This window comes from Erwinia sp. AnSW2-5, from assembly GCF_045107195.1.
Taxonomy (GTDB): Bacteria; Pseudomonadota; Gammaproteobacteria; order Enterobacterales; family Enterobacteriaceae; genus Erwinia.
Window position 1 is genome coordinate 170,377 of the sequence record NZ_JBJGXA010000001.1, and the last position, 24,635, is coordinate 195,011.

Sequence of the window (24,635 nt, forward strand, 5' to 3'; positions counted from 1 at the left end):
CCGACGCGTTAGCCGGTGCTCCGGGTGGGCTGCTGACTGCACAGCCGGGGTACTGCTAATCGTCTCTTGGGAGAGAGGTGCGAAGTCGGGAGTCGAACCCGGTCTGGCCCTGTGCCCTTCGCTCAATGTCTTAATACTGGCGGAACGCCTGCGGGAAAACGGTCATCCGTTCCCGGTGCGCCGGCGGGGTTCATAACCCGTACAATCCCAGTACGCTGACGGGATAACTATTGCCAGAAGCGTGCCAGATGAATAAAAAGCGGAAATAATTTTTTAAATAATTGATTATTAATCATTTTATATTTTAAGGGGCAAAAGGTATTGCCGGCAGATGAACACTGAATTTATCCTGTGGGATAAATATTGCGATTAAGGGATAGGGCATGAAGCGCAGAGTGGTGATCGGTATGCTGGGGAGCACCCTGGATAAGCGTGGCAAACGGGAAAACCGCTGGAACAAATGGCGGCCCACGCTGGGGTTGTGTATGCAGCCTGAGCTGCCCATCGATCGCCTTGAACTGCTGCATCAACCTGACCGTCAGACCATGGCGCAGCAGATGGCGGAAGATGTGGCGCTGGTCTCGGGTGACACCGAGGTCCGGCTGAATCAGATCACGCTCAATGACCCCTGGGATTTCGAAGAGGTCTATACCACGCTGCTCGATTTTTCCCGCCATTATCCCTTTGATACTGAGAACGAAGAGTATCTGGTGCATATCACCACCGGCACCCATGTGGTTCAGATCTGCTGGTTCCTGCTGACCGAGGCGCGTTACCTGCCAGCCCGCCTGCTGCAGACCGCACCTGCCCCGCGTGAACAGGAGAGCGGGAAAACCGAGGGTGTTTATACGCTGATCGACCTCGATCTTAGCCGTTATGCCACGCTGACCAGCCGCTTTATGCGCGAGCGTCAGGAGTCGGTATCGTTGCTGAAAGGCGGGATCTCCACCCGTAATGCGACCTTTAACAACCTGATCGACCAGATTGAACGCGTGGCGCTGCGCTCGGATGCGCCGCTGTTGCTGACCGGGCCGACCGGTGCGGGAAAATCGTTTCTGGCTGAACGGATTTATCAGCTGCGGCAGTCGCGCCACCGGGTTAGCGGTCGACTGGTGGCGGTGAACTGCGCGACATTACGCGGCGATAATGCCATGTCGACGCTGTTCGGCCATGTGAAAGGGGCCTTTACCGGGGCCTTGCAGGCACGTAACGGGCTGCTGCGTGAAGCAGACGGCGGGATGTTATTTCTCGATGAAATTGCCGAGCTGGGGCTGGATGAGCAGGCGATGCTGCTGAAGGCCATTGAAGAGAAACGCTTCCTGCCGTTCGGTGCGGATAAAGAGGTAAGCAGTGATTTTCAGCTGATTGCCGGGACGCATCGCGATATGCGCCAGTGGGTGGCGGAAGGGCGCTTTCGTGAGGATCTCTACGCCCGCATCAATATGTGGAGCTTTACCCTGCCGGGGCTGGCGGCGCGGCGCGAAGATATTGAGCCTAACCTGGAATTTGAGCTGCTACGTTTTGCCAGCAATGCGCAGTCCCAGGTCCGTTTTGAGCCGCAGGCGCGTCAGCGTTACCTGCAATTTGCCTGCGCGCCTGCCGCCGTGTGGCGCGGTAACTTCCGCGAGCTGAGCGCCTCGGTAACACGCATGGCAACGCTGGCAGACAACGGGCGCATTGAGCTGCCGCAGGTGGAAGAGGAGATTGCCCGCCTGCGAACTGCCTGGCAGCTGGAACCTGCCGTTGTTGTACCAGAAACGCTGGATCTGTTTGACCACAGTCAGCTGGAGACGGTGGTGCGGGTGTGCCGGGCATCATCTTCTCTGTCGGAGGCCGGGCGCACGCTGTTTGCCGTTTCGCGACAGCAGAAGAAGCAGCCCAATGATGCCGACCGGTTACGCAAGTATCTGGCGCGTTTTGCCCTGGACTGGGACAGCGTGAAGTCGGGTGAAATGCCGGAACGTTAATGGTCAGTGTGTTTAGGATAACCGCCCCGGCGCGAGCAGTCCGGGGCTGTGCGGTGTGCTGAAGGGGGGCAGTTAATCTGCTGGGTGAGATCACCAGGCTTCAGAGTGAGAAACATACTTCACGATCTCGCCATTGTTTTGCAAACGGTAAGTACCATCATAGGCTTTGAAGATTGTTCCCATGTTTTTGCTATTTTTTACAGAGAATACCGGATCCTTTTCGATGCAGTTCACTTTCGTTTTCATATCATCAAAGCAGAGTCGGTCATATTTTTCCTCTTCTTTATAACCGTCACCAAATGACCAAAATGTAAGATAAAAATAGCCATCTTTCTCGGGGTTAGGGATGTTGTATTTTTCCTTTAGCATCTCTTTGTTATTTAGCTACCACTCTATTTTACCTTTATCAGTGAAAGGGAAATTTCTGACAAGAACATCACTAAAGCTACGACTTCTATGATGAACAGCAACAATTTCTACAGGGCGATGCGAATACCAGAGGAAACAACCGTGTAGAACACCGCCCGCCAGTAATAATGTGTAGACGGTTTTTTTAATGTTTATTTTCATTACGGGCTGCCGTAATGTTGTGAGTATTTTTCATAAACGCTCCTTGTTTAATCGTTAACGATGATTCTGATCAACGCACAGGCTTGTCCTGTGCGGATGGTTTAATGTCGTTCTTTATTGGGGCTGGCAGATAAATTTACCATATTTCCTAGTCATCAACATATTTCACGATCTCGCCATTGTTTTGCAAACGATAAGTGCCATCATAGGCCTCAAACATGGTTCCCATATTCCTACTGTTGTCGACTGAGAAAACGATGTCCTTTTCTATGCAATTTTTCTTTGTTTTCATATCCTCAAAGCATAATCTGTCGTACTTTCCCTCTTCTTTATAACCATCTCCAAATAACCAGAAAGTAAGGTAAAATGTGCCATCTGGGCCAGGATTAGGTATGTTATATTTACCCTTCAGTATCTCCTTGTTTTTTAACCACCATGCTATTTTACCTCTATCTGTAAAAGGAAAATTTTTTACTATTACAGAATTAAAATGACTGCCTCTGTTATGAATGGCGATAATTTCTACAGGGCGCATCGACGACCAGATGAGGTAACTGATCAGAACACAGCCAAAAATTAAAAGAGCATAAATCGTTAACTTATTTTTTAATTTCATTGCGGCGTCCTACTATATCAACAGTGGCTTCCATGTTCGTCATAAAGGGTTTAAAACCAAATTTATTGTAGCGCTGGAGTACAAACCAAAGGCGGAAAAAATGAAACTGTTTAAATTTTGATTTGGAAATATCCAGAGTATCCAGGCCGAAGTGATCCTGCACTTTGTAATGTAATACCGCATGGTAGCGCTCGTTATCAATCTGTAGTGCTTTGAGCGTGATCTGCGTTGCCCAGGTATCATGAACGGTGATGCTCATGCCATTAAAAATGTCCTGGAGTCGGTCAAATTTAGGTAATTTACCCCATGCTATGATTTCTCTAAGCTCTTCTTTGTACTCTAGCGGATAGCATTTATTTTCCCAGTCTATATTTTTTTTAAGAATCTCTTTTATTCTCAAAAGGGTGCTGTTTTTTGTTTTATCCCGATATATATGATCCTTCAGCGCCGCATCCAGACTCATACTGGTAAATGCAGCACCGTTCGCGTTTTGCATATGGGTGATCATGTTGCCGATAGATGTCTGTAAGGACCGTAAATGGCAAATGTATGGGACAACGAGCGGAATTCATCAAACATAATGCGGGCGCATTCACCACGGGAAATTGTCTCGCCATCTGCCTCGCGACGGGAACCAGCAAACATCGACTGTGGCCGGTTGAACGCGGTGATCTTCTTCAGCGCGTAAGGGGCAACCCGTTCAGATACGGTTGTCAGAAGAAAATTCTTCTTTAACTGCTCCTGGGTTAAATCGCCATATTGCATATCCGGGGCATGGTAGTCGTCCATCCGTTTTTGCGTCTTGAACAGCGTGCAGGGCCATTGCAGTGCGTTCATGCTCAAACTCTCCTTGTGTTAAACCCGTCTTGAACGACTGAGGGTGAAATCTTCCGTTATGATTTTTATCGCTGAAATAATAAGCGGCGGCGGAGCGGATGTCAGCACCGCTGGCGGAAATGGATATTTTGCGACGACACCAGTCTCGGTACATTTTGCGTTAAACTGGACGCGTTGAAGTGAGGTGGATCGCTGGACAATAACGTAAGGAGTGGGTTGATTATGCAATTGCAGTTTTTAGGCACCGGCGCCGGCACGCCAAGCCGTGAACGTAACGTCACCAGCATCGCGCTGGATTTGCAGGGCGTGCGTAATGCCACCTGGCTGTTTGACTGCGGCGAAGGGACGCAACATCAGATCCTGCGCACCCCGATCAAACCGGGCAAGATCGAGAAGATCTTTATCACCCACCTGCACGGCGATCATATCTTTGGCCTGCCGGGGCTGCTGACCAGCCGATCGATGAACGGTTCCACCGATCCGATGACGATTTACGGCCCGGTGGGGCTAAAAACCTTTGTCGACACCGCGATCAACCTTAGCGGCTCCTGGCTGACCTTCCCACTGGAGATTGTCGAGGTAACGGCAGGCGAAGTGTGCCGTGATGAGCATTTTCTCGTCACGGCGTACCCGATGACTCACCCGGTTGAGTGCTACGGTTACCGCATTGATGAACATGATAAGCCCGGTGCGCTGGATGCCGCGAAGCTGGCGGCAGATGGCGTGCCTGCCGGGCCCTATTTTTACGATCTGAAGCACGGTCGCAGCGTTACGCTGGCGGATGGCCGGGTGATTAATGGCTGGGATTATGTTGGTGAGAAGATAAAAGGGCGCAGCCTGGCCATCTTTGGCGATACCGCGCCGACGGCGGCGGCCAATAAACTGGCAGCGGGTGTTGATCTGATGGTGCATGAAGCGACGCTGGAAGTCGCGATGCAGGAGAAAGCCAACAGTCGCGGGCATTCAACCACGGCTCAGGCAGCAACGGTGGCGCAGGAGAGTGGGGCAAAACGGCTGATTGTGACGCATCTCAGCTCTCGCTATCTGCGGGCTGACTGTGAGCGGCTGCTGGAGGAGTGTCGGGCGGTGTTTCCGCACACCGAGATGGCGCACGATTTCGCGGTATTTACATTATAAACCCGTGCGAAGTATGGCGGATTTTGTAGGGGTCGGGCATGCCCGACCCGCAGACGAAAACGTTATTCCGGCACAATCCAGCTGACTTTGGAGTAGCCGGTGCCCGATGGCACCAGCACTTTTTCCAGCCACGGCAGCACGTTTTTCATCTGCTGTTCCAGCTTCCACGGCGGGTTAATCACGATCATCCCGGAAGCGGTCATGCCAAAGCGGTCACTGTCCGGGCGCACGCCCAGCTCAATTTGCAGAATACGGCGAATGCCGGTGGCTTGCAGCTCGTTAAACATGCGCTTGATTTGCTGGCGCAGTACCACCGGATACCACAGGGCAAACACGCCCGTACCGAAGCGTTTGTAACCTTCCTGGATACCCTGGACCACGGCCTGGTAATCACTCTTCATTTCGTATGGCGGGTCGATCAGGATCAGACCACGGCGTGACGGCGGTGGCAGCTTGGATTTCAACTGCTGGTAGCCGTCGGCGCGGGCAAGACGTGCGCGATCGTCTTTCTGGAATTCGCTGCGCAGCATCGGGAAGTCGCTGGAGTGCAGTTCGGTCAGCTGTAACTGGTCGTACTCACGCAGCAGGTGGCGGGCGATCAGCGGAGAACCCGGGTAGTAACGCAGTTTGCCACCGGGATTGTAGTTCTTCACCACGCTGATATACGGCGCCAGCTCTTCCGGCAGATCATCCTGCTGCCAGATACGTGCAATGCCTTCCAGATACTCTCCGGTACGCTCCGCATGCTCACCGCTTAACAGGTAGCGCCCGGCACCCGCATGGGTGTCGAGATAGAGATAGGGTTTTTCCTTCTCATTCATCGAGCTGATAATCAGGCTCTGCACGGTGTGTTTGAGAACGTCGGCATGGTTGCCGGCATGGAAGCTGTGGCGATAACTGAGCATGTATTGGGATAATCCGGATGGTAAAAACAAGCGTGCCGCCAGCGGGCGGCACAGGTTGCGCTCATTATAGCGAAAACGGCTTAAAAAAGCGCGTTCAGGTCGGGACGTGTTGCCAGAACGGGTAAGTAAACAGCAGCAGGTGCAGCATATTAAAGGAGAAATGCACCAGCGTAGCCACCCACAAACGCCCGCTCCAAAGCCAGGCAAGGCCGTAGATCAGCCCGGCCATCGTGGCGAACAGCACCAGCAGCACCCCGCCAGAGAAGTGGGCCACACCAAATAACAGTGCCGCAATCAGCAGCGCGCGTTTATCGCCCAGCAGCTGGCTTAAGCGCTGCTGGATATAGCCGCGAAATAGCGCCTCTTCCGCAAAACAAACAAAAAACAGATTGGCCAGCATAAACGATCCCAGCCACGCAGGCAGATGGGGTTCCACCTTCAGGCCGCCCGCGAAGGTGGCCAGCAGCAGCAGCAGGGGCATCGATATCAGCAGCACCAGCCACCAGAGCGTGTTAGCCGGGGGCTTTGCCGGGCATTTCAACAGGGTGGGCAGGCAGGCCAGTAACAGAAACGGGATCAGCGCTTTATCGATGTTGTAGTAAAAGGTCAATGGCGCGCTTTGTGGCCCAGCCTGTTCACCAGAAACAATGATGAGGTTATTCACGCCTGGGATCATGTGCAGCATCAGCGCCACCGCGCTGACAACCAGGATAATTTCACCGGGCAGGGCGAAAGCATGAGGCTGTTTCTGAACCCCGCAGTACAACGCGACAACACCCATCACAGCCAGTGCGATAATACCGGGCGGTAGCAGCGTTTGATCCAAAATAGCGAGGCCGAGTGTGATCGCCAGCAATATCAGTGAGCTGCGCAGATAAAAGGGTAGAAAAAGTAACGAGGCCGCCAGCGTATACCACATAAATAAACTCCCTGTTTGTAACGGAGTAATACGATGTATGAAAGCGGGGGGAGTATGCAACGCCCACCTGAGTGTGGCAATGCGTAAAATGCGGTGAAATAGGGGGACAGCACTGGGGGAAAGCCATTGCCGACATGCCGCCCCATTGATTTTCACTACACTTACCCTCATGTTAAATAAATCGTGCGTGAAAACGCGCCCCATAAAATGACTAAAGGACTGCGCTATGACCAACCCGTTACTCTCTTCTTTTACGCTTCCCCCTTTCTCCGCCATCAAACCTGAACATGTGGTTCCCGCTGTAACCCAGGCGCTGGATGACTGCCGTGCGGCGGTAGAGCGTGTGGTGGCCCAGGGTGCGCCGTACAGTTGGGGTAACCTTGAGCAGCCGCTGGCCGAAGTGGGCGATCGCCTGAGCCGCCTGTTCTCGCCGGTCAGCCATCTGAATTCGGTAAAAAACAGCCCAGAACTGCGCCAGGCCTATGAGCAGGCGCTGCCGCTGTTGTCAGAATACAGCACCTGGATGGGCCAGCATGAAGGGTTGTATCAGGCCTATCGTGACCTGAAAGAGGGCAGCAACTTTGCAGCTCTGGATATTGCGCAGAAGAAAGCCATCGATAACGCGCTGCGTGATTTCGAGCTGTCTGGTATTGGCCTGTCGAAAGAGAAGCAGCAGCGTTACGGTGAAATCGCCGCGCGTCTGTCAGAGCTGGGCTCGACCTACAGCAACAACGTGCTCGATGCCACCATGGGCTGGAGCAAGTTGATTACCGATGAAAAAGACCTTTCCGGGATGCCAGAAAGTGCCCTGGCCGCTGCAAAAGCGCAGGCAGAAGCCAAAGAGCAGGACGGCTGGTTGCTGACGCTGGATATTCCAAGTTACCTGCCCGTCATGACCTACTGCGATAACCAGGCGCTGCGCGAAGAGATTTATCGTGCGTACTCCACCCGCGCCTCTGACCAGGGGCCAAATGCCGGGAAGTGGGACAACAGCGAAGTGATGGCTGAAGAGCTGGCGCTGCGCCATGAACTGGCTCAACTGCTGGGCTTTGCCTCTTATGCTGAGAAGTCGCTGGCGACCAAAATGGCCGAAAATCCGGCACAGGTGATTGATTTCCTGAACGGGCTGGCCAAACGCGCCCGTCCGCAGGCTGAGCAGGAAGTGGCTCAGCTGCGTGCCTTCGCGAAGAAAGAGTACGGCGTTGAGGACCTGGAACCCTGGGATCTGACTTACTACGGCGAAAAACAGAAACAGCATCTGTACACCATCAGTGATGAGCAGCTGCGCCCGTACTTCCCGGCCCAGCGTGCGCTGGATGGTCTGTTTGAAGTCGTGAAACGCATTTATGGCATCACCGCCAGCGAACGCCACGATGTGGATGTTTACCATCCTGACGTGCGCTTCTTCGACCTGTTCGATGAAAGCGGTGAGCTGCGCGGCAGCTTCTACCTTGACCTGTATGCGCGTGAACACAAACGCGGTGGGGCGTGGATGGATGACTGCGTGGGCCAGATGCGTAAAGCCGACGGTACGCTGCAAAAACCCGTGGCTTATCTGACCTGTAACTTTAACCGTCCGGTCAGCGGCAAACCTGCGCTGTTCACCCACAACGAAGTCACCACGCTGTTCCATGAGTTCGGTCACGGTCTGCATCATATGCTGACACGCATTGAAACTCCGGGCGTATCCGGCATCAGCGGTGTGCCATGGGATGCCGTCGAGCTGCCAAGCCAGTTTATGGAAAACTGGTGCTGGGAGCCGGAAGCGCTGGCGTTTATCTCCGGTCATTTTGAAACCGGCGAGCCGTTACCCCAGGATCTGCTGGAGAAAATGCTGGCAGCGAAAAACTACCAGGCGGCGCTGTTTATCCTGCGTCAGCTGGAGTTCGGTCTGTTCGATTTCCGCCTGCACGCAGAGTTTGACCCGGCGAAAGGTGCCCGCATTCTGGAGATCCTGAAAGAGATCAAAGCGCAGGTTGCCGTGGTGCCAGGCCCATCGTGGGGCCGCTTCCCGCATGCGTTCAGCCATATCTTTGCCGGTGGCTATGCAGCCGGTTACTACAGCTATCTGTGGGCCGACGTGCTGGCGGCTGATGCTTACTCGCGTTTCAAAGAGGAAGGGATTTTCAACCGGGAAACCGGGCAGTCCTTCCTCGACAATATTCTGACGCGTGGGGGTTCTGAGGAGCCAATGGAGCTGTTCCGCCGCTTCCGTGGTCGTGAGCCGCAGCTGGATGCGATGCTGGAACACTACGGCATCAAAGGGTAAGTCATCGGTGAACATCTGTTTGTTAGATGAAACGGGCGCCAGCGATGGCGCCTTATCTGTTTTAGCCGCCCGCTGGCAGCTGGTGCATGATGAAAACGCGCTGATGGCGCTGGTGCTGACCCCGGAACATCTGGAGCTGCGCAAGCGCGATGAGCCTAAGCTGGGCGGCATCTTTGTGGATTTCGTCTCCGGGGCGATGCTGCACCGGCGCAAGTTCGGCGGTGGCCGGGGTGAAGCCGTGGCGAAAGCGGTCGGTATCAAAAGCGGCTATCTGCCGGATGTGGTGGATGCCACTGCCGGGCTGGGACGAGATGCTTTTGTGCTGGCATCAATTGGCTGCCGGGTGCGGATGCTGGAGCGCAATCCGGTCGTTGCGGCATTGCTCGATGACGGTTTACGTCGCGGCTATGCCGATGCGGAGATTGGTCCCTGGCTGCGTGAACGTCTGACGCTGTTGCATGCTTCCAGTCTCAATGCCCTCACGGATATCAGCCCGCCGCCCGATGTGGTGTACCTCGACCCGATGTACCCGCATAAGCAGAAAAGCGCGCTGGTGAAGAAGGAGATGCGGGTGTTCCAGTCGCTGGTGGGACCGGATGAAGATGCCGATGGGTTGTTGCAGCCTGCGCGGCAGCTGGCAAAGAAACGGGTCGTTGTGAAACGCCCGGATTATGCGCCGCCCATCGCTGATGTTGCCACGCCGAATGCGGTGACCACGAAAAGCCACCGTTTTGATATTTACTCGCCTGTTCAGGCGTAGAGGCTGGCCTTCTTTTTTTCGTAGGGGCTGGCCTTCTTTTTTTCGTAGGGGCTGGCCTTCTTTTTTTCGTAGGGGCTGGCCTTCTTTTTTGGCGTAGGGGCTGGCCTTCTTTTTTGGCGTAGGGGCTGACCTTTTTTTTTGGCGTAGGGGCTGACCTTTTTTTTCGGTCAGCCCGCACCGCACCGCACTGCCCACAACATTAATCTTCGTCTTCGTCACGCAGTGGCACGATCAGCATATCGATGTGCACAGTGTTGATCAGCTGGCGTGCGGAAGACATCAGCTTGCTCCAGAAATCCTGGTGGTGCCCGCAAACCACTAAGTCCACCTGATACTGCTTAATGGCATCGACCAGCACCTGGCCGAGGTCACCGCTACCGCTTAAGGTTTCCGCAATCGGATAGCCCGCGCTGTTGGACAGATCCGTCAGTGCCGTGTGCGTCTCTTCAGAAATACGTTTTTGCATATCCCCGAGGTTAACGTCAATCAGGCCGGTGTAGAGGTCTGAATAGTTGACGTCAACGTGGATCAGGGACACCTTTGCGTCGTACGGTCGTGCCATGGAGACTGCTTTGTCGACCAGCAGTTTGCTTTCCGGCGAGAGATCGACGGCAATCAGAATGTGTTTATAGGCCATTTGAATACTCCTTTTCACGTAAGTGTTGAGACTGAGTATAGCGAAAAATGTTACCGGGTGTTGTGGCATGCGGCAGCGTTTGCGAGGGCGATCAACATGAATTTTTGTCCCTTTGAATGCAGATGTGGTAATCATCGCTGGAAAAAATTTAAACATATCTCCTACACTGATCATTGACGGCAAAAAAGCGTTATGTGGCGTCAATCGGCATGCAGCAATCATCTTAATAATAAAGGTTGGCGAAACCATCATTGGGCGTATCCGGCGTTGTCCGCGTTATGCCTTTCTGTGGTAAGTGGCCGGGAGGGGATCATGATCAGCACCATTGCGCTTTTCTGGGCTCTTTGTGTCGTTTGTGTGGTGAATATGGCGCGCTATTTCTCTTCACTGCGGGCGCTGTTAGTGGTGCTTCGTGGGTGTGATCCGTTGCTGTATCAGTATGTAGATGGCGCTGGATTCTTTACGTCTCATGGGCAGCCGAGTAAACAGGTGCGGCTGATTGGGTATATCTGGGCACAGCGTTATCTTGACCATCACGATGACGAATTTATCCGCCGCTGCGAGCGCGTTCGTGGGCAGTTTTTATTAACCAGTTCGCTCTGGGGGCTGGTGTTTATCAGTCTGATTGGGCTGGCCATCTGGCATTAAAAAAGGCGCCCCTGACAAGGGTCGCCTTCTGGATAAATCGCGGGCTTGTTCGGGCGGACCTTTTTCGGCCCGCCCGCTGCTCATCAAATCAGCTTCAACGCCAGCCAGTACAGGCTACCGGAAAGGACAATCGAGACGGGCAGGGTGAAGACCCATGCCAGCAGGATGTTCTTAATGGTGCGCCCCTGCACGCCGCCACCGTCAACCAGCATCGTACCGGCAACGGAAGAGGAGAGGACGTGGGTGGTGGAAACCGGCATCCCGGTATAACTAGCCACACCGATAGAGACGGCTGCCGTCATCTGAGCAGACATCCCCTGTGCGTAAGTCATGCCTTTTTTACCGATTTTCTCACCGATGGTGGTGGCAACACGACGCCAGCCAATCATCGTACCCAGTGACAGCGCTAACGCGACGGCGAGGATGATCCACACCGGGGCATACTCAATGGTGTTGAGCAGGTCACCCTTCAACTTATTGAGGAAGCGTTTGTCGTCAGGCTGCGTTTCCGGCAGCTTGGCGGCTTTCTCTGCGGTATCGGAGATGCACATCAGCAGACGACGCAGCTGGCCGCGCTGTTCCACGCTTAACGCATCATAGCTGGACAGGTTGTTCAGCAGACCCTGAGCACGGTGGATGGCAGGCAAAGCACGCGCCGCATCACAGTGGAACTCTTCAGGCCCTGAAGGCACCTCTTCCGGCGTTGGCAATGCAGGTGGTGACATCTCGATGATATGCGTCAGCGAGGTGGCATGCTGCTGGTAATACTGTTCCAGATGGTTGACCGCATCGCGGGTGCGAGTGATGTCATAACCGCTGGAGTTCATATTGACCACAAAGCCTGCCGGTGCAACGCCAATCAGTACCAGCATAATCAGGCCGATACCTTTCTGACCGTCGTTTGCGCCGTGCGAATAGCTGACGCCAATCGCTGAGACAATCAACGCGATACGGGTCCAGAACGGTGGTTTTTTCTTACCATCGATCTTTTCACGTTCGGCTGGGGTCATATGAATCCGCTGACGTTTTTTATTCCCACTCCAGAAGCGGCGCAGGATAAACACCAACCCACCGGCAACCACTAAGCCGACAATCGGTGAAATAATCAACGACATAAAGATACCGATCATTTTGGGAATGTTCAGCGCATCAACCACCGAGGTGCCAGTCAGCAACGCGTTGGTCAGGCCGATACCAATGATGGCACCAATCAGAGTATGAGAGCTGGAAGCCGGTAACCCGAAGTACCAGGTGCCGAGATTCCATATAATAGCGGCAAGCAACATGGAAAAGACCATGGCCAGCCCGTGAGCCGATCCCACATTCAATAGCAGGTCGGTGGGTAGCAGATGGACGATAGCGTAAGCCACGCTTAAGCCGCCCAACAGTACACCGAAGAAGTTGAACACCCCTGCCATGACAACCGCTAACTGCGAGCGCATTGCACGGGTATAGATCACGGTAGCGACTGCATTGGCCGTGTCATGGAAGCCATTGATTGCTTCATAGATCAAGACAAACAACAGAGCGAGTACCAGTAACAGGCCGGTATGAAAATCAAGACCAGCAAACAGATGTAGCATAAGCGTTACGCCATTTTGGAGGACATGAACGCGGCGCATTATCAGCGACAAACCGCACCCGGGGAAAGGGAAATATAGACTTTTTTTGACAGTAACGTGTCAAAGTGATGACAGTTAGCAGTGAAAACACCAACAAATCATAAAGTTACAAAATGTTTCAGCCTCGAATGAGGCCTGAAGCTGGTATCCCCGCCCCCAACTCACTACAATCAGCGTTTTTGAGAGTCGGCGCGGAGTGTGTGGTGGAAAAGTTTGACGTTATCGTCGTTGGTGCAGGCGCAGCTGGCCTGTTTTGCGCAGCCCAGGCAGGGCAAAAAGGGCGACGTGTTCTGCTGATTGATAATGGCAAAAAAGCCGGGCGCAAAATCCTGATGTCGGGCGGCGGGCGCTGCAATTTCACCAACCTCTACACTGAGCCGGCGGCTTACCTGTCGCATAACCCGCATTTTTGTAAATCTGCGCTGGCGCGTTATACCCAGTGGGATTTTATCGATCTGATCAACCGTCACGGCATCGCCTGGCATGAGAAAACCCTGGGACAACTGTTCTGTGACGACTCCGCCCAGCAGGTGGTCGATCTGCTGCTGAAAGAGTGTGAGAGCGGGCAAGTCACGCTGCGTCTGCGCAGTGAAGTGGTGTCCGTCACGCGTGACGACAGCGGTTATACCCTGCAACTGAACGGCACGGAAGTGCAGGCCGATAAACTGGTGATTGCCAGCGGTGGGCTGTCGATGCCGGGGCTGGGCGCCTCGCCGTTCGGCTATAAAATTGCCGAACAGTTTGGCCTGAAGGTGTTTCCCACCCGCGCCGGGCTGGTGCCGTTTACCCTGCATAAGCCGCTGCTGGAACAGCTTCAGACGTTGTCCGGCGTCTCGGTGCCGTCGGTGCTCACCGCCGAAGACGGCACGGTATTTAAAGAAGCGCTGCTGTTTACCCATCGTGGCCTCTCCGGCCCGGCGGTCCTGCAACTTTCCAGCTACTGGTTGCCGGGTGAGTTTGTTACGGTCAACCTTTCCCCAGGCCAGGACATTGATGCGTTTATTAATGAAGAGCGCAACAGCCATCCGAATCAAAGCCTGAAAAATACCCTGGCGAAATTGCTGCCGAAACGCCTGGTCGAGTGCCTGCAACTGCTGGGGAGGGTGCCGGAGTGTACGCTGAAGCAGCTGAACAGCCGCCAGCAGGCCGATCTGGCGACTTCGCTGCACCAGTGGCGCGTGCAGCCTAACGGCACCGAAGGCTACCGCACCGCCGAAGTGACGCTGGGCGGTGTGGATACCACTCAGCTGTCATCGAAAACCATGGAAGCCCGCGATGTTCCGGGGCTGTACTTTATCGGTGAAGTGGTGGATGTGACCGGCTGGCTGGGCGGCTATAACTTCCAGTGGGCGTGGAGTTCCGCCTGGGCGTGTGCGCAGGCGCTGTGAGTTGGAATGGAATAATAATTCACTCACTGCAATCGCTGTTTAATCTCCCTGTTAATAACAGGCCATTATAATGAAACGATGTCTCTGAATCACACAACTGTGCTGCAAGCATTCACTGAACTGCAGCTTTGCAGCTAGCTGGTGCTGACACACCCGGTGACGATGCGTCAGTACTATTCCCTTTAATGACCTCTGTTCCACTTAACCCTCAGGTCATTCTGCCCAGCTCAGCTTGCCGAAATTTCATCGGCTAGTTTTTTAATGTAAACGTAAAATGCTGATCCATATGCAGTGGCGGAATCAATATTAAAATCATCTTCTTAAAAAATAAGGGATTCATCTTTTTTTATTTCTCTTAGCAAGGTTGCCATTGAGCCGTACTTATCTTTAATCAGTACTCTGTCACTGTAATCTGTAAACTGATTTCTGGTAAGGTCAATATAAAAATCATCATATTTAACAATGAGATGAGTCTTGATGTATTTATTTATTTCTGACGAGCAGGAAAAGCGAATTATCCATGCATTATAGTCATACCCCCCAAGTATTTTGCCAGAAAATTACTCGCAAGATCACAGCAACCATGAGGAAAGTTGTTTAACTCATTCCGCTGAGGCATAAAGAAACACGCGTGAGAATGTGTATCTGCAGCCATTACTAGTGCATTTCTGAACGCATGAATCAGCTTTTCAATTTTTTATCCATTTAAAACCCTACTTATGTTTGTCCCTCAACTCCGCAAACGGGATGCACTGTGCAATCTGCTCGACCATCAGTTGTCATCTCTGGATTGATATGTTCCCAGCCTGGAGGTTTTACAGTTAATTAGAGTAAGCAACATCATGGCAGATGTTGCCTGCCCTTCCATCAGACAACATTAATGAAGGTTCATATTATTGACCGGTGCAACCGAGGGATGCAATCATTTAACTGTGCATATAAACAGTGTTTTTGTGTCTTTATTTTTTTGCTTGTTACTCTGTTTTAACGGTCTGAAAGGAGACTTATATGAGTGGTGGAGATGGGATAGGCCACAACAGTGGTGCGCATTCTACAGGCGGCGTTAACGGCTCTTCATCGGGTACCGGGGGTTCTTCTTCCGGCGGTAGCAATAACCAGAATAGCGGTGCGGGTTGGGGAACGACTCATACCCCTAACGGTGATATTCATAATTACAATCCGGGTCAGTTTGGAAGCGGAAGTTCAGGGAATAGCCACGCCAATGGCAACAACGGGGGAAACAACACCGGTTCTTCAGGTGGGGGTGAGTCTTTCCCTGTTTCCGGAAGCACAGGCAAGTGTGGCCTTCGGTGCACCGGTTAATATTTCCCTGATTGATGGCATGTGGGGGGTGTCCGTATTCCGTGCACCTCCCGTACAGGAAGCAGTGGCGACGGCATTGGCTAAGTTTGAACAGGGAGTGGTTGCTGCATTGCCTTATGCCGGGCGCCTGGCCGGTCTTGCGTTCGGGCTTCTCGCGCCTTCAGCGATTGCGCCGGATGATAAATCCATGATGCCCAGTGTTGTCATGACGCTGCCTGCCGATAAGGTCACCCGGGCACCTATAGCCTCTCTACCAACCCAGGCGGCCACCGTAGAGGTTCATTCACGGGTTGCTGATGTCGTACAGAATGAAAAGCAGCATCTGGCCGTTGTCGGTGGCGTTCCGGCAAGCGTTCCCGTCGTGGATGCAAAGCCAACGAAGCGTCCCGGCGTGTTTACCGCTGAGGTTGTACCGGGCAGGCCAGCCCTGAATGTCAAGGTGGACGCGGGTAAGCCTGTGGCGGTTAGTACCCCCAAAGGAATTACGCCGGAGAAAGATGATATTCGTCCGGCTGGATTTACTGCCGGCGGTAATTCCCGTGATGCAGTCATTCGCTTTCCTAAAGAGAGCGGCCAGGCACCTGTCTATGTTTCTGTCACCGAAGTGCTGACTGCGGCACAGGTTAAGCAGCGTCAGGCCGAGGAAAATGCGCGGCAGCAGGAATGGAATGCGGCACATCCCGTGGAAGTGGCGCAGCAGGAACTCGATACAGCAAACCAGGAACACGCAGCCGCAGAAGCCGCATATACACAGGCGACGAGCCGGAATAAAGCGGCTATTGCTGGGTTTAAGCCTTACTCTTCCGTTGATTACGGGAAAGAAAAGGCAGAGCTTACGCGAATTGAAGCTCAGATGGCTCTGTGGGCAAAGCAGCGGGCAGATGCCGTAACTAACGGTGATGGTCTAAGCCCTCAGGGTTCCGGTCACGCGGTGTATATGCACACCACGTACGAAATGTCGAAGATGAAGCCCCAGCTTGATGCGAAAAGAGCCACTGTTTCCGGTTATGAAAAGACTAAAAAAGAGCTAGATGAAAGCACTGCTGTCCTCAATACGGCACTGGAGAGCCGGAAGCTGAAGGAGAAGAAAAAGAAAGATGCTGAAGCTAAACTTGATGAGGAAAAAAAGAAACCGCGTAAAGGAGTGAAGGAATTCGGGCATGATTACTTGCCGGCACCTAAAACTGAAGAAATAATAGGTCTGGGCGAGTTAAAACGTGCACCTAAAAGAACACCCAAGAAAGGTGGTGGCGGCCTGAGGGATCGTTGGAAGGGAGATAAAGGCCGTAAGATTTACGAATGGGATTCACAGCATGGTGAGTTGGAAGGTTATCGTTCCAGCGATGGCCAACACATTGGTGCTTTCGATGCTAATACGGGTACGCAGGTTAAAGACGCTGATCCGGAGCGAAATATTAAAGATTATCTTTGAGGGTGTTAACTATGGGTTTGAAATTAAGGCTTGAATGGTTTGATAAAAAAAATGAAGATTTTTTGGGTGAGGAGTATTCAAAAGACTTCGGTGAGGATGGGACTGTTATTGAATCAATAGGGTTGTCATTAAAAGATAACATTAATAATGGTGGTTTCAATGTGGAGAGAACCTGGGTTTCATTGCTGCAACCATATTTTAAAGAAAAAATTGAAATTGATAGCAAGCTCTACCAGTTGGCTTTTGATTATAGAGATGGGAATTGGTAGTTTTACATTAAATTAGTGGGTCGATACAGTATGGATGCCAGGATGAATTTTATTTTTCCGGTATCCATATTTGCAATTGTAATTAAATTTTTCAGGGAAATAAGACCCTGTAAATAATTCTGTGTAACTGCCACCACATTAGAGGTGATCGCTCAGACGGTCACCGAACTCGATAATAAAATGGCTCATTGCCAGCCGTCAGTTTCGGATCGGCATATTCCATTTTTTTGAAGCATCTCTGAGCGTCAGATAGGAGATGGAGCTAAGGCTGCGTTTTGGTATCTGGTGCCGCCAGCTTTATCAACGCCACCGAACTCTTCGTCGATGGCGGCATGGCTCAAATCTGACGTGCGTGCTGACGAGCGGGGGAGGACGATCTCCCGCTCAGGTTGGATTAAAAATGTGGGAAAGCGGCGGGAATGTTCGCTCGTTAACCCTGTTGCAGCACAATAGTCGGCTCACACTGCACCGGGAAGTTCAGCGAGTTGGCTATATAACAAAGCTCATGGGCTTTATGGTGCAGCGTGTGGGCCAGCTCCGGGTCGCCTGCGGATAGCGTTACCTGCGGCTTCAGCAGAATGCGGGTAAAGCAGCCCGTTTTCCCTTCCACCATCGTTCCCTCCGCGTCATCCCGGTAAGCCTGGACGATAATTCCGGCTTCTGCGCACAGGTGCAGATACCATAATTTATGGCAGGCTGAAGCCGACGCAACCAGCAGATCTTCCGGGTTCCAGCGTGTGGCATCGCCCAGAAATGCCGGGTCGGATGAACCTGCAATCGTCGCTTTCTCACCCGCACTTATCAGGTAGTCGCGGTCGTATGCCTTGTAGGACGCGGTGCCTTGTCCTTTATTCCCTGTCCATTCCACCGAAACCTGATAGTGATGTTCACGCTGTGCCATGTTGCTTGCTCCTGAGGGAAATGCGGATAACCGCTCACGTTGATTGTGCTAGTAAATCAGAGGGTATACCTGTGCTCAACCGCGATGAAGAGACACTGGCGCATTTCCCGTTAATAGAACCTCCTGGTCTCAATGACCAGGAGTGGCCTTAATAGTGATGTTGCGTTGTATCGCCAGGTTAGATCTTGTTGGCTTCCTGCATCATCTGCGGTTTGTCGCCAAATTTCTGCAAATCGCGGTACAGGCTTGCCATGTACAGCACGATCACCACAGAGAAGGGTAAACCACAAATCACGACTGCGGTTTGCATGGCGCTGAAGCTGCCTGCATACAACAGGCCCGCACAGACTAACGTGGTGACGGATGCCCAGAAAATGCGCAACCAGGCGGGTGCATCATCATCATTGGTGCCCCCCTTGCTGGAGAGGTTAGCAATCATCAGCGTGCCAGAATCTACCGGTGTCAGAAACAGCACAAAGCTGATGATAACCGTGAAACCTGCGGTGATTTTAGTGAAGGGCAGATACTCGAACAGCTTGAAAACGGACATCGGCGGGTCGTTCAGCGCGACCTGGCCCAGGATATTGTCTGCGTGCTCCAGTACCAGGCTGATGGCGGTATTGCCGAAAATAGACAGCCAGGCGAGGGTGAAACCTAACGGGATCAGCATAACACCCAGGATAAGCTCACGGATGGTACGTCCCTTCGAGATGCGGGCAATAAACAAGCCGACAAACGGTGCCCAGGCCACCCACCACGCCCAGTAGAAAAGCGTCCATGCGCCCTGCCAGCGACGCGCTTTACCATAGAGATACATATCAAAACTCTTCCCGACAATCGATGTCAGGTAATCGCCGGTGTTCTGTAGCATGCCGTTGATCAGATTGAGCGTCGGGCCGGTCACGAAGACGAACAGCAGCAGCAGGCACAGGAAGCCAACGTTGATGTTGGAGAGCATGGCGATGCCTTTCTCGACGCCGGTGACGGCGGCAAGCGTTGCCACAATCATCATCACCACAATCAGCACCAGCAGCACATGTGGCGTTTGCGGAATATCAAACAGATAGTGCAGGCCGGAGTTCACCAGTAACGCGCCAATCCCGAGGTTAGTTACCATCGAAATCACCGTGACCAGAATGCCAAAGCTGTCGACTAAATGCCCGGCCCAGCCGTGAACCCGCTCGCCAAAAATAGGGTAAAGGGCCGAACGCAGCGCCAGCGGCAACCCGCGACAGTAAGCAAAATAGGCCAGTGCTGTGGCGATAAGCGCATACAGCGCCCAGCCGTGAAGGCCCCAGTGCAGGAAGGTAATCGCCATTGCCTGACGGGCGGCTTCAGGCGTTCCGCCCTGGCCTTCTGGGGGTTGCAGAAAGTGGTCCAGCGGTTCATAGGCACCGTAATACACCAGCGCGATACCAATTCCCGCCGAGAACAGCATGGCAATCCATGAGGGATAGCTGAACTGTGGTGCTTCTCCTTCCTGACCCAGCCTGATGTGGCCAAAACGGGAAAAGGCAAGCCAGAATACAAACATCATACACGCGACCATCAGCAGCATGTAGTACCAGCCAAAGACATCCGCCATCCAGATTTGTGCACTGTTGAGCCATTGATGGCTGCCGGCAGGAAACATAATAACCAGCAGTCCCAGCAGCAAGATAACCACAGCAGAACTAAAAAAAACGGGGGCATTCAGCCTGATGGGATGATGGGCAACGGGTTTTGACGGTATCTCAGTCATGTGAACAACTCCATGTAGGGTGTGAAAAGCTAAAATCCATCTCACTGGAAAATCATTTAATTAACAATTTACAATCAACTTTTTGACATTACCGGAGCATAATGTAGATTGTTTGAACGTTCAATCAATGAATTTTAATGCTCTGATTGCTCAACAAGTGGAGATGAAATGTTTCGTAAAGCCATTCCCGAACAGCGCCGGGAGCAGTTGATCAACGCTGCGTTCGAGGCTATTGGAGATGTGGGATTAGCCGGGATGACCTTGTCTCAGGTCGCCAGCCAGGCAGGAATGTCTACCGGTATTGTCAGCCACTATTTTGGCGACAAAGACGGTTTGTTAAACGCCACGATGCGCCGCATCCTGCGTGACCTGCACGATGCGGTGGCTACCTGCCGGAGCCACGCTCAGGACACCCCCCAGGCGCAGCTGTTCGCCATTATCGAAGGCAACTTTCATCCCAGCCAGACCAGCGGCACATCCAGGCGCACCTGGCTCGACTTCTGGGCAGCAAGCCTGCATCAACCGGCGCTGCGCCGTTTGCAACGCGTCAACGACCACCGACTGTTTTCCAATATTTGCTGCCAGTTCCGCCGCCAGTTGCCGCGTGATGACGCGCGTAAAGCCGCTCGCGGCCTGGCAGCAATGATCGACGGACTGTGGCTGCGCGCCAGCCTGAGCGGTCTGGATTTTAACGTGCGTCAGGCCAGTGAAATTGCCTTCGACTATGTTGAAAATAAGCTCACCAACAGAACCTGAACCCCCAAGCCAACTGACAAAAGGAACCGTAATGATGGCGAAATTTCCCCTACAACAACTCTATATCGATGGTCGTTTGACTGACGCGAGCGGCCCGGATCAGTTTGAGACGATAAACCCGGCGAACGGCGAGGTGCTGGCTGTGGTGCAGCGCGCAACCGCCGAAGATGTTGAACGTGCGGTTGTCAGCGCAGAGCGTGGCCAGAAAATCTGGGCCTCAATGACCGGCACGGAACGTTCGCGCATTCTGCTACGCGCCGTGGAGATCCTGCGTGAACGCAATGATGAGCTGGCACACCTGGAGACGCTGGATACCGGCAAACCTTTCTCGGAAACCTCCGCTGTCGATATCGTGACGGGCGCGGATGTACTGGAGTATTACGCTGGCCTGGCAACGTCCATCGAAGGGGAGCAATATCCGCTGCGCGATAGCAGCTTCTTTTATACGCGACGTGAACCGCTGGGCGTGACGGCCGGTATCGGTGCCTGGAACTACCCAATCCAGATTGCGTTGTGGAAATCGGCCCCCGCACTTGCCGCAGGCAACGCAATGATTTTCAAACCGAGCGAAGTCACGCCGCTGACCGCACTGAAACTGGCTGAAATCTACACGCAGGCTGGCCTGCCGGATGGCGTATTTAATGTGCTTCAAGGTGCCGGACGTACCGTGGGTGAATGGCTCACGCAGCACCCGCGCATTGAAAAAATCTCCTTTACGGGCGGTATTGAAACCGGCAAAAAAGTGATGGCCAGCGCGGCAGCTTCCTCGCTGAAAGACGTCACGATGGAGCTGGGTGGTAAGTCGCCACTGCTGATTCTGGCCGATGCCGATATCGAACTGGCCGCAGACATCGCGATGATGGCGAATTTCTACAGCTCCGGGCAGGTCTGTACCAACGGGACGCGTGTGTTTGTCCATCGTTCGCAGAAAGCTGCGCTGGAAAAGGCGCTGGAAACTCGCGTGAAGCGTATTCGCATGGGGGAACCGATGGATCCTCACACCAACTTCGGTCCATTAACCAGTTTTGCTCATATGGAAAATGTGCTGCGCTATATCGAAAGCGGTAAAGCGGAAGGAGCACGCTTACTGTGTGGCGGTGCGCGCGAAACATCGGGCAAATTTGCCCAGGGTGCTTATGTTCAGCCGACGATTTTCACCGATTGCGAAGATCACCACATCATCGTCAGAGAAGAGATTTTTGGGCCGGTCATGAGCATTCTGACCTGGGACGATGAGCAGGAAGCCATTGATCGAGCCAACAATACCCACTTCGGCCTGGCGGCGGGCGTGGTCACGCGCGATCTGGCGAAAGCCCACCGCACTATTCATCAGTTAGAAGCCGGTATCTGCTGGATCAACAGCTGGGGAGAATCGCCAGCACAGATGCCGGTCGGTGGCTACAAGCAGTCAGGTGTCGGGCGTGAAAATGGGATGAGCACTCTCACGCATTACACCCGCATCAAATCAATACAGGTTGAGTTAGATCGTTATCACTCTATTTTTTAAATAAGGATGTTGAGGTTTCTATGAACACTATCAGGGAATATGACTACATCATCATCGGTGCAGGTTCAGCGGGCAACGTGCTGGCAACGCGCCTGACAGAAGATGCTGATGTCAGCGTGCTGTTATTAGAGGCGGGTGGCCCGGATTACCGCCAGGATTTCCGTACCCAGATGCCAGCAGCACTGGCTTTTCCACTCCAGGGACGCCGCTATAACTGGGCCTATGTTACCGACCCTGAACCTTTTATGAACCACCGCCGCATGGAGTGTGGGCGGGGTAAAGGGCTGGGCGGGTCTTCACTGATCAATGGTATGTGCTACATCCGTGGGAATGCGATGGACTACGACGGCTGGGCGCAACGGGAAGGCTTAGAGAACTGGAGCTACCTTGACTGCCTGCCGTACTTCAAAATGGCCGAGCGTCGTGATATCGGCGGCAATGACTATCATGGCGATTGTGGCCCGGTCAGCGTCACTACGCCAAAGCACGACAACAACGTGCTGTTCCATGCGATGGTGGAAGCGGGCGTGCAGGCAGGCTATCCACGTACCGATGATTTAAATGGCTATCAGCAGGAAGGTTTTGGCCCGATGGATCGCACCGTGACGCCACATGGCCGTCGCGCCAGCACCGCACGAGGCTATCTGGATCAGGCGCGTAAACGCCCTAATCTGACCATTGAAGTCCATGCTGTCACCGACCACATTCTGTTTGATAACAAACGGGCGACTGGCGTGGTCTGGCTGCAAAAAGAGCACCAGCACACGGCACATGCGCGGCGCGAAGTGTTGCTGTGTGCCGGGGCGATTGCCTCTCCCCAGATCCTGCAACGCTCAGGCGTTGGCCCTGGCGCACTGCTAAAAAGCCTCGATATCCCGGTTGTTCATGATTTACCGGGCGTCGGCGCGAATCTGCAAGACCACCTTGAAATGTACTTGCAGTATGAGTGCATGCAGCCCGTTTCGTTGTCACCCGCACTTAAATGGCATAACCAGCCGTTGATTGGCGCTGAGTGGCTGCTCATGGGCAGCGGTATTGGTGCCAGTAACCACTTTGAAGCGGGCGGGTTTATTCGCAGCCACGACGAATTTGAATGGCCAAATATCCAGTACCATTTCCTGCCGGTAGCGGTTAACTATAACGGCTCGAATCCTATTAAAGTCCATAGTTTCCAGGCTCACGTGGGATCGATGCGTTCACCCAGCCGTGGCCGCGTGCAGATCATATCGAAGAACCCGCACGACCATCCGAGCATCCTGTTTAACTATATGTCTCACGATCAGGACTGGCGCGAATTCCGTGCCGCTATCCGCATAACACGTGAGATTATTCAGCAACGTGCGCTGGACCCTTATCGTGGCAAGGAGATCTCGCCTGGCGCAAGCTGCCAAAGCGACGACGATCTGGACCGCTTTGTCCGTGCGCACGCGGAAACGGCTTATCATCCTTCTTGCTCGAATGCGATGGGATACCATGAGATGGCGGTGGTGGGTAATGATGGCAAAGTACATGGTGTTGAAAGTCTGCGCATCGTTGATGCGTCTATCATGCCGCAGATCACCACGGGTAACCTCAACGCGCCAACGATCATGATCGCTGAGAAAATTGCCGATATGATCCGTGGGCGCCCAGCGCTACCTCGCAGCGACGCGTCTTACTATGTCGCTAACGGCGCACCTGCACGACGCACTCTGGATAAGTAACTGAGTTTACGCTCCGGCTCTTTGGGTCGGAGCGTGACTGTTCATGCAACCCGAAAGCGATTGGCTTATATCGCCTGCCACGTCAGCAGCGGCACCTGGGACGCGGCTGAAATACGGTTCATATAGGCGGTGACGGCAGGGCTGAATGCCACGTCTTTCACAATGGTCAGCGAGCGTAACCACGGGAACAGCAGGAAATCAGACGTATCAACAGACTGGCGATCGGCGATTAGCGGCTCAAGTTCGGCCAGTTTTTCAGCGACGTCCTGCAACAGGCGCGGCGTATCTGCCATCAGTGCTTCCATGCTGCCAAAGGCTTTCTCTTCACGCTGAAGATAGGCGGCACGCGCTTCTGGCGTAGACAGTTCGGCGAAATCAGCGCGGGTAAAGCGCGGAATGGCAAGCTGAAACAGCGGTGTGGAAACCGCGTCGCACCAGGCGGCGATAGCGCTGTCAGCGGGCTGATCGACAATCGGCGTGCCCGTCAGTGAGTCAACATATCTGACAATATCCATGCTCTCCGGCATAAAGGTGCCGTCATCCTTTTCCAGGATCGGCGCAACCTTGCGGCCAACCATACTCACCGGCGTGGCCGCATCCCCTTCGGCCATCACGCTGATGTCAAACGGCAGCGCTTTAAACCCAAAAATCATCCGGGCACGCACGCAGAAAGGGCAGTGTTCGTAGATATACAGTTTCATAAACCACTCCTGATGATAAATCCTGTC

General features: G+C 53.4%; 19 protein-coding genes and 2 pseudogenes. 11 read left to right on the top strand and 10 right to left on the bottom strand.

The window, feature by feature from the left end; translation table 11 throughout:
• Positions 1-383 precede the first annotated feature (383 nt).
• Complete coding sequence (rtcR, locus tag ACFL9S_RS00745; RefSeq protein WP_405259708.1) at positions 384-1,967, top strand: RNA repair transcriptional activator RtcR; 1,584 nt, start codon at positions 384-386, stop codon at positions 1,965-1,967.
• 90 nt (positions 1,968-2,057) lie between these two features.
• Here the strand turns inward: rtcR and ACFL9S_RS00750 are convergent.
• The 3 genes and pseudogenes from ACFL9S_RS00750 to ACFL9S_RS00760 form a co-directional block, all read right to left on the bottom strand.
• A pseudogene (locus tag ACFL9S_RS00750) lies at positions 2,058-2,537 on the bottom strand (DUF943 family protein).
• Positions 2,538-2,685: 148 nt separating this feature from the next.
• Positions 2,686-3,153, bottom strand: coding sequence for a DUF943 family protein (locus ACFL9S_RS00755; RefSeq protein ID WP_405259709.1), 468 nt, complete (start codon positions 3,151-3,153; stop codon positions 2,686-2,688).
• A pseudogene (locus ACFL9S_RS00760) lies at positions 3,137-3,990 on the bottom strand (YPO3983 family protein). Before ACFL9S_RS00760 ends, ACFL9S_RS00755 begins: the two are co-directional and overlap by 17 nt.
• A 222-nt stretch (positions 3,991-4,212) precedes the next feature.
• On the opposite strand from ACFL9S_RS00760, the gene rnz reads away from it, so the two are divergent.
• Positions 4,213-5,127, top strand: coding sequence for a ribonuclease Z (gene rnz, locus ACFL9S_RS00765; protein ID WP_405259710.1), 915 nt, complete (start codon positions 4,213-4,215; stop codon positions 5,125-5,127).
• Positions 5,128-5,189: 62 nt separating this feature from the next.
• Here the strand turns inward: rnz and ACFL9S_RS00770 are convergent, their stop codons facing one another.
• Entirely contained in the window at positions 5,190-6,032 is an 843-nt protein-coding gene (locus ACFL9S_RS00770; protein ID WP_133844363.1) for a 23S rRNA (adenine(2030)-N(6))-methyltransferase RlmJ, read from the bottom strand.
• Between the two features lie 94 nt (positions 6,033-6,126).
• On the bottom strand, positions 6,127-6,951 hold the full coding sequence (locus ACFL9S_RS00775) for a CPBP family intramembrane glutamic endopeptidase (RefSeq protein WP_405259712.1): 825 nt from the start codon (positions 6,949-6,951) through the stop codon (positions 6,127-6,129).
• Between the two features lie 226 nt (positions 6,952-7,177).
• Here ACFL9S_RS00775 and prlC point away from each other — a divergent pair, with 226 nt between their 5' ends.
• Positions 7,178-9,220, top strand: coding sequence for an oligopeptidase A (gene prlC, locus ACFL9S_RS00780; protein WP_405259713.1), 2,043 nt, complete (start codon positions 7,178-7,180; stop codon positions 9,218-9,220).
• Positions 9,221-9,227: 7 nt separating this feature from the next.
• Positions 9,228-9,980: a 16S rRNA (guanine(1516)-N(2))-methyltransferase RsmJ gene (gene rsmJ, locus ACFL9S_RS00785; RefSeq protein WP_405259715.1), complete on the top strand. Its 753-nt coding sequence runs from the start codon at positions 9,228-9,230 to the stop codon at positions 9,978-9,980.
• A 199-nt stretch (positions 9,981-10,179) separates the two neighbouring features.
• Here the strand turns inward: rsmJ and uspA are convergent, their stop codons facing one another.
• Complete coding sequence (gene uspA / locus ACFL9S_RS00790) at positions 10,180-10,617, bottom strand: universal stress protein UspA (protein ID WP_133844354.1); 438 nt, start codon at positions 10,615-10,617, stop codon at positions 10,180-10,182.
• 312 nt (positions 10,618-10,929) lie between these two features.
• Here uspA and uspB point away from each other — a divergent pair, with 312 nt between their 5' ends.
• Positions 10,930-11,265: a universal stress protein UspB gene (uspB, locus tag ACFL9S_RS00795; protein ID WP_405259716.1), complete on the top strand. Its 336-nt coding sequence runs from the start codon at positions 10,930-10,932 to the stop codon at positions 11,263-11,265.
• Between the two features lie 83 nt (positions 11,266-11,348).
• On the opposite strand, the gene pitA is transcribed toward uspB, so the two are convergent.
• Complete coding sequence (gene pitA / locus ACFL9S_RS00800; RefSeq protein ID WP_405259717.1) at positions 11,349-12,848, bottom strand: inorganic phosphate transporter PitA; 1,500 nt, start codon at positions 12,846-12,848, stop codon at positions 11,349-11,351.
• Positions 12,849-13,090: 242 nt separating this feature from the next.
• Between pitA and ACFL9S_RS00805 the strand changes: the two genes are divergently transcribed.
• The 3 genes from ACFL9S_RS00805 (at position 13,091) to ACFL9S_RS00815 (ending at position 17,299) form a co-directional block, all read left to right on the top strand.
• A complete protein-coding gene (locus ACFL9S_RS00805) occupies positions 13,091-14,275 on the top strand; it encodes an NAD(P)/FAD-dependent oxidoreductase (protein WP_405259718.1) in 1,185 nt (394 codons plus the stop codon).
• A 1,189-nt stretch (positions 14,276-15,464) separates the two neighbouring features.
• The gene (locus ACFL9S_RS00810; protein WP_405259719.1) at positions 15,465-17,030 is read left to right on the top strand and encodes a colicin-like bacteriocin tRNase domain-containing protein; all 1,566 of its coding nucleotides are present in this window, start codon (positions 15,465-15,467) and stop codon (positions 17,028-17,030) included.
• Positions 17,031-17,041: 11 nt separating this feature from the next.
• A complete protein-coding gene (locus tag ACFL9S_RS00815) occupies positions 17,042-17,299 on the top strand; it encodes a colicin E3-like toxin immunity protein (RefSeq protein WP_405259721.1) in 258 nt (85 codons plus the stop codon).
• 430 nt (positions 17,300-17,729) lie between these two features.
• On the opposite strand, the gene ACFL9S_RS00820 is transcribed toward ACFL9S_RS00815, so the two are convergent.
• Together ACFL9S_RS00820 and ACFL9S_RS00825 are read right to left on the bottom strand one after the other, a co-directional pair.
• Positions 17,730-18,200: an OsmC family protein gene (locus ACFL9S_RS00820; protein WP_405259722.1), complete on the bottom strand. Its 471-nt coding sequence runs from the start codon at positions 18,198-18,200 to the stop codon at positions 17,730-17,732.
• A gap of 178 nt (positions 18,201-18,378) precedes the next feature.
• Positions 18,379-19,941: a BCCT family transporter gene (locus tag ACFL9S_RS00825; protein ID WP_405259723.1), complete on the bottom strand. Its 1,563-nt coding sequence runs from the start codon at positions 19,939-19,941 to the stop codon at positions 18,379-18,381.
• Positions 19,942-20,109: 168 nt separating this feature from the next.
• On the opposite strand from ACFL9S_RS00825, the gene betI reads away from it, so the two are divergent.
• From betI to betA, 3 genes are read left to right on the top strand one after another with little or no spacing between them, the layout of a single operon-like run.
• Positions 20,110-20,697 carry a transcriptional regulator BetI gene (betI, locus tag ACFL9S_RS00830; protein ID WP_405259725.1) on the top strand — a complete coding sequence of 196 codons (588 nt, stop codon included), beginning with the start codon at positions 20,110-20,112 and terminating at the stop codon, positions 20,695-20,697.
• Between the two features lie 34 nt (positions 20,698-20,731).
• Positions 20,732-22,204 (top strand): betaine-aldehyde dehydrogenase, encoded by a 1,473-nt coding sequence (betB, locus tag ACFL9S_RS00835; protein ID WP_405259943.1) that lies wholly within the window; start codon positions 20,732-20,734, stop codon positions 22,202-22,204.
• Between the two features lie 20 nt (positions 22,205-22,224).
• Entirely contained in the window at positions 22,225-23,907 is a 1,683-nt protein-coding gene (betA, locus tag ACFL9S_RS00840) for a choline dehydrogenase (RefSeq protein ID WP_405259726.1), read from the top strand.
• Positions 23,908-23,972: 65 nt separating this feature from the next.
• Here the strand turns inward: betA and grxB are convergent, their stop codons facing one another.
• Entirely contained in the window at positions 23,973-24,608 is a 636-nt protein-coding gene (grxB, locus tag ACFL9S_RS00845; RefSeq protein ID WP_405259728.1) for a glutaredoxin 2, read from the bottom strand.
• Positions 24,609-24,635 lie beyond the last annotated feature (27 nt).